This is a genomic window from Streptomyces sp. NPDC002386, assembly GCF_053593175.1.
In genome coordinates this window covers 1-6730 of record NZ_JBSFBX010000034.1, presented here as the reverse complement: position 1 = coordinate 6730, position 6730 = coordinate 1, and the positions used below count along the sequence as shown (strand labels likewise).

The following is a 6730-nucleotide window of genomic DNA, read 5'->3' as shown; positions in this document are numbered from 1 at the left end:
CGGGTGCGTGCGGTGTGGCCGGGGGTGCGGGTGGTGAACTCGTTCGGCCAGTCGGAGACGTTCTACGACTCCACGTACGAGGTGCCCGCCGGGGTGCACGAGGAGGGGCCGGTGCCGATCGGCAGCCCCCTGGACGGCGTCCGCATGTACGTCCTCGGCCCGGGCCTCACCCCTAACCCCATCGGCGTGACCGGCGAACTGTACGTGGCCGGCGACGTCGTGGGACGGGGTTACCGGGGCCGGGGCGATCTGACGGCGTCGAGGTTCGTGGCCGACCCGTTCGGCGCGGAACCCGGCGGGCGGCTGTACCGCACCGGCGACCTGGTCCGCTGGATCGAGCCGCGGCCCGGAGCGGACGGCGGGCCGGTGCTTGAGTACGTCGGCCGCGCCGACGTCCAGGTCAAGGTACGCGGCATCCGCATCGAACCCGGCGAGGTCGAAGCGGTGCTGCTGGCCCACCCGATGGTGTCGGCGGCGACCGTGGTCGTGGCCGACACCGACAACGGCAGACGGCTCGTCGGATACGTCGTGCCGCTGCGCACCGCGGGCTCCTTCGGCCACACGGCCTCCGGCGCCAGCATCGACATGGAGTTCGAGACCGCCCCCCTCGACCCGCGCGGACTGCGCCAGTACGTGGCGGGCCGGCTGCCCGAGTTCATGGTGCCCGCCGCGGTCATGGTCCTGGACCGGATGCCGCTCACCCCCAACGGCAAACTCGACCGCGCCGCACTGCCCGCCCCCGCCTTCGAGAGCACCGGATACCGCGCACCCCACACACCCGCCGAAGTCCTGCTCGCCGGCATCTACGCCGACGTGCTCGACATGGACCGGGTCGGCGCCGACGACGACTTCTTCGCCATCGGCGGCGACAGCATCCGCTCCATCCAGGTCGTGGCCCGAGCCCGCACGGCCGGACTGGACATCACCGCCCAGGACGTGTTCGCACACGGCAGCGTCGCCGAACTCGCCGCCGTCGCCGGGCGGACGGCCGACCGACCCGTCCTCGAGGAACTCGACGGCGGCGGCGTCGGTCCGATGCCACTCCTGCCGATCGCCCGCTTCCTCACCGAGTCCGGGCCGCACACCTCCCGCTACACCCAGTCGATGGTGCTCGAACTTCCCCCCGGCATCGACCCGGTCGGACTCGCCGTCACCCTCGACGCCGTCCTGGACCGGCACGACATGCTCCGGGCACGCCTCGTCACCGACGCCGACGGCCGCACCGAACTCCGAACCGGCGCACCGGGCACCGTGCGGGCCGCCGAACTGATCCACCGCATCGAGATGACCGGCGACCCCGACGCCCCGGCCGCCCTGCGCACCCTACGCACGGAGTTCGACGCGGCCGCGGACCGACTCGACCCGGCAGCAGGGGTTCTGCTGCGCTGCGTGTGGTTCGACCACGGCCCGGCCCGCCGCGGCCGGCTCGCGGTCGTCGCCCACCACCTCGCCGTCGACGGAGTGTCCTGGCAGATCCTGGTCACGGACCTCACCACGGCCTGGCAGCGGGTACGCCTCGGCCGCACCCCCGCGCTGGAACCCGTGGGCACCTCGGCCCGGCGCTGGTCCCACGCCCTGCGGGACGAAGCCCTGACCGAGCGCCGCACCGCCGAACTGCCGCACTGGCTGGACACCGTGCGCGGCCCCGACCCACTGCTCGGAGACCGCCCGCTCGACCCGGCCGTCGACGTCGTGTCGACCGTCGAACGGATCCGGGTCACCCTGTCCGCCGACACCACCGACGCGGTACTGACCAAACTGCCCGGCCGGTTCCGGGCCGGCGCCCACGACGGCCTGCTCACCGCCCTGGCCCTAGCCGTCGCCACCTGGCGCCGCCGCCGCGACCAGCCCGAGACCAGCACCCTGCTGCGTCTCGAAGGACACGGGCGCGAGGAGACGGTCGCCCCCGGCGCCGAACTCAGCCGCACCGTCGGCTGGTTCGCCACCCTGTTCCCGGTCCGGCTCGACACCGAAGGCGTCGACCTCGACGAGGCGCTGCGCGGCGGACCCGCGGCCGGCCGCGCCGTCAAACAGGTCAAGGAGCAACTGCTCGCCGTCCCCGGCAAGGGCATCGGCTACGGCCTGCTCCGCCACCTCAACCCGGACACCGGCCCCCGCCTCGCCGGCCACCCCACCGGCCAGATCGCCTTCAACTACCTGGGCCGGGTCACCGGCGGCACGGCGCCCCGGCGCGGCGACGGCGCCGCCTGGCTCCCGCTCGCCGACGGCGACCTGCTGGCCCCGGACCTGGACGCCGGCATGCCCGTCACGGCCCTCGTGGACATCGGGGCGGCCGTCACCGACGGCCCCGACGGACCCGCGCTCCGCGCCACCTTCGCCTTCCCGACCGGCGCCATCGGCCGGGAAGCGGTACAGGAACTGGCCGACCTGTGGACCGAGGCGCTGAGCGGACTCGCCCGCCACCTCGCCACCCCGGACGCCGGCGGGCTCACCCCCTCCGACGTACCACTGGTCCCCCTGACCCTGCCGGAACTGGAGGAACTGGAGCGCGCCCAGCCCGGCCTCACTGACGTGTGGCAGGTGACCCCCATGCAGGCGGGCCTGCTCTTCCACGCCAGCCTGGCCGGCCCCGGCGCGGACGCCTACCACGTCCAGTACGTCTTCCACCTCCAAGGGGAGGTCGACGCCGGCCGGCTGCGCGCCGCGGGCCAGACCCTCCTCGACCGGCACGCCAACCTGCGCGCCGGGTTCGTCACCCAGTCCGGCACCACCGTGTCCGTGATCCGGCAGGCCGTCGAACTGCCCTGGCAGCACCGCGACCTGTCCGGCCTCGCCGACGCGGAACGCACCGCCGCCTTCGAGCGACTGCTGGCCGCGGACCGCGACGCCGGCTTCGACATGGCCGTACCGCCGATGCTCCGGCTGATGCTGGTCACCCTGGAACCCGGCCGGTACGAGCTGGTCCTCACCGCGCACCACGTGCTCTTCGACGGCTGGTCACTGCCGCTGCTGCTCAAGGACCTGCTGTGGGTCTACGCCGACGGCGACGACACCGCACTGCCCCGCGTGCCGAGCTACCGCACCTTCCTGGCCTGGCTGGCCGGCCGCGACCGGCAGGAATCCCTGCGTGCCTGGCGGACCGAGCTGGCCGGGGTCACCGAGCCGACCCTGCTGGCCGGCACCGGACACCGCCCCGGCGACGGCGTCGAGGAGGTCGAGCAGATCGACGTACCGCTGCCCGTGGAGACCGCGCGCAAGGTCGCCCGCCGGGCCGCGGACCTCGGCGTCACCCTCAACACCGTCGTCCAGGGCGCCTGGGCCCTGCTCCTCGCCACCATGACCGGACGCACCGACGTCGTCTTCGGCGCCACCGTGTCCGGCCGGCCCGCCGAGGTACCGGACGTCGACGCGATGCCGGGCCTGTTCATCAACACCGTCCCCGTACGGGTCGCCTGCGCACCCGGGCTCACCCTGGCCGAGTACCTCTCCGACCTCCAGACCCGGCAGGTCGCCATGCTCGACCACCAGTACATCGGCCTCACCGAGATCTACGAGGCCACCGGGATGCGGTCGCTGTTCGACACCCTGCTGAGCTTCGACTCCTACCCGGTCGACCAGGCCGGCCTCGTCCAGGCCAACCAGGAGACCGGGATGACCGTCAGCGGCCTGCGCACCATCGCCGCCAACAACTTCCCGATGGCGGTGGTCGCCGCCGCGGACCCGGACCTGCGCGTCCTGCTCAAGTTCCGCACGGACCAGATCCCGCGGCCGGTCGCCGAGTACACGGCAGCCCAGCTCGTCCGCATCTGCACGGCCCTGGCCACCGACCCGGCCACCCGGCTGGCCGCGATCGACCTGCTCGGCCCGGACGAACGACAGGACGTCGTCCGCCCGCTCGCCGACAGGCCCCTCCTGCCGTCCGTCCCGGCGGCCCCCGACGCCGGGACGGACCACCTCCCCGACCCCCTGCCCGGACTCCTCGTCACCGGCACGGCGGCCGTAGTCCTCGGACCGGGCCTCCAGCCCGTACCGCCGGGCGCGGTGGGGGAGCTGTACATCGTCGAGGGACCGGCCGACCAGGCGCCGGTCACCGACGGGCAGGTCACCGAAGGACCGGGGACCGAGGGGCCGCCCACCGAGGATTCGGGCAACCACGCGGAGAGCTCCGGGCCAAGCGTCTCCGGGCCGGACCAGGAACGGTCCGACGCCGCCGACAGCGCCGCCGTCGCGGCGACACGGTTCGTCGCCGACCCCGTCTCCACCGTCCCCGGCTCCCGTCTGCACCGCACCGGCCACCTGGTACGCCGCCTCCCCGACGGCCTCGTCCACATCGGCCCGGCCGACTCCGACGGCGCCGCGGGCGCCGCCACCCGGAACTACCGGGCGCCCTCCACCCCCGGCGAGGAGACCCTGGCCGCACTGTTCGCCGAGGTGCTGGGCGTCGAACGGATCGGCCTCGACGACGACTTCTTCGAACTCGGCGGTCACTCGCTCCGCGCCACCTGGCTGGTCAGCCGCATCCGCTCCGTCGTCGGGGTCACCGTGACGATGCGGACCATCTTCGAGAACCCGACGGTGGCCCAGCTCGAACCCGTCCTGCGGACGTCGGCGGCATCCGCCCGCCCCAAGCTGCGCCGGATGAGGGAGCGCTAGAGCGCATGCCCGCCAAGACGCCGCCGCGGACGCCGGCCGGGGCGGCGGCAGGCACGGATTCCCCGATGTCCACCCGAGGCCACGAACGGAAGTCGACGAGACATGGATGACGGAAGCCGACACGACACGTACGACGTCGTGATCGTCGGTGCGCGCTGCGCCGGAGCCTCGGCAGCACTGCTGCTGGCCCGGCAGGGACGCAAGGTACTGCTCATCGACCGTATGCGATTCCCCTCGGACACCATGTCCACCCTCTACCTTCACCCGCCCGGCGTGGCCCTGCTCGCCCGCTGGGGCGTCCTCGACGCCGTCATGGCGTCCGGCTGCCCGCCCCTGACCACGGTCGGCTACGACGTCGCGGGCCTACGGCTGACCGCCCCCACACCGCCCACCCCGTACTCCGACGCCGCCTACGCCCCGCGCCGCCGCGTCCTCGACGAGCTGTTGGTACGAGCCGCCGTCGAGGCCGGCGCGGACTTCCACGATCGCACCAGCCTGCGCGAGGTCGTCCGCCGCGACGACCGGGTCGTCGGCGTCCGCGTCCAGTCCGAGGAAGGCCCGCGGACGATAACGGCCAAGCTGGTCATCGGCGCCGACGGTCAGGGATCACGACTCGCCTCCCTGGTGGACGCCCCGTTCCGGACCGCCGACCAGCCCGTCAGCTGCGTCTACTACAGCGCCTGGCAGGGCGTCGAGACCGGCTTCGGCTACCACGAGCGCCCCGACAGCTGGATCGTCCGCATCCCCACCCACGACGGCATCACCCTCGTCACCACCTATTTCCCGCAGGAACAGTTCGACCGCATCCGCCGCGACCCACTCGCCGAACACCTCGCCTCCGTCGAGCGCAACGCCCCCGACCTCCACGAGCAACTCCGCGACGCCGAACGCGTCGACGGCCTGACCGGGACCGGCAACCAGCAGAACTTCTTCCGCCGCGCCGACGGCCCCGGCTGGGCGCTCCTCGGCGACGCCGGCCACCACCTCGACTCCATCACCGCCCGCGGCATCACCAACGCGCTCACCCAGTCCCAGCTGCTCTCGGATGCCCTGGCGGGCCAGGACCTCGACGACACCGCCGGCGTCGACACCTGCCTGGCCGGGTTCACCAAGGAGACCTACGACATCCTCCGCGAGCCGTACCGCATGGCCCTGGACCTCGCCAAGCTGCGCATCACCGACTCCCGCGTCGCGCTGCTGCGCGCCGTCGCCCGCACACCGGAACTCACCGCGCGCTACTTCGCGTTGCTCGCCGGCCTCATCGACCGCTCCGAGTTCTTCACCCCCGAGGTGGTCGACCTCCTCCCGTCCTCGGCGACCGCGTTCGGCAGCGACCGGTAGCGGCCGGTAGCGGCCGGCAGCCCCCGTTGGGGCCGTAGGGGCCGGTGGCGCTCGGCGTTCGCCGGGACCCGAGGAGCCCCGACCCGAACCCGATCTCGAATCCGATCACAGAGATGGATCCCGCAGTGAGTGCCTCGAAGGAAGACCTCGTCGGTGCGCTTCGCCGTGCGGCGAAGGAGGTCGCCGCACTGAAGCGGCGCAACGCCGAGCTGACCGCCAGGAACTCGGATCCGGTTGTGGTGGTGGGGATGGGGTGCCGTTATCCGGGGGGTGTGGTGTCTCCGGAGGGTCTGTGGGATCTGGTCCGCTCGGGTGGGGAGGGGATCGGTGGGTTCCCCTCGGATCGTGGTTGGGATGTGGAGGGGCTTTTCGATCCGGATCCGGATGTCCCGGGGAAGTCGTATGTGCGGCGGGGCGGGTTCCTGGCGGACGTGGCGGGCTTCGACGCCGGGTTCTTCGGCATCTCACCGGCCGAGGTCGGCGCGATGGACCCACAGCAGCGGCTGATGCTCGAGGTGTGCTGGGAGGCCGTCGAGCGAGCCGGCATCGACCCGCTGTCCCTGCGGGGCTCACGGACCGGCGTCTTCGCCGGCGTCATGGGACACGACTACGGCCGCAGCGGCTCGGCCGACGGGGTCGAGGGCTTCGGCACGGGCGTCATGGAGTCCGTCATTTCTGGCCGGGTGTCGTATGTGCTGGGGCTTGAGGGGCCTGCGGTGTCGGTGGATACGGCGTGTTCGTCGTCGTTGGTGGCGTTGCATCTGGCTGGGCAGGC

At 73.0% G+C, this 6730-nt stretch carries 3 protein-coding genes; all 3 read left to right on the top strand.

Annotated features, from left to right (window positions below):
- The first annotated feature begins 3 nt into the window (after window positions 1-3).
- Complete coding sequence (locus ACWCPN_RS34730) at window positions 4-4614, top strand: condensation domain-containing protein (RefSeq protein WP_451214561.1); 4611 nt, start codon at window positions 4-6, stop codon at window positions 4612-4614.
- Between the two features lie 102 nt (window positions 4615-4716).
- Complete coding sequence (locus ACWCPN_RS34725) at window positions 4717-5955, top strand: NAD(P)/FAD-dependent oxidoreductase (RefSeq protein WP_451214559.1); 1239 nt, start codon at window positions 4717-4719, stop codon at window positions 5953-5955.
- Window positions 5956-6080: 125 nt separating this feature from the next.
- A partial coding sequence (locus ACWCPN_RS34720; protein ID WP_451214557.1) for a beta-ketoacyl synthase N-terminal-like domain-containing protein occupies window positions 6081-6730 on the top strand: 650 nt, incomplete at its 3' end.

What these genes read in the sequence shown, in the direction of transcription:
- ACWCPN_RS34725 (WP_451214559.1), top strand. Translation starts at nt 4,717, where the DNA reads ATGGATGACGGAAGCCGACACGACACGTACGACGTCGTGATCGTCGGT.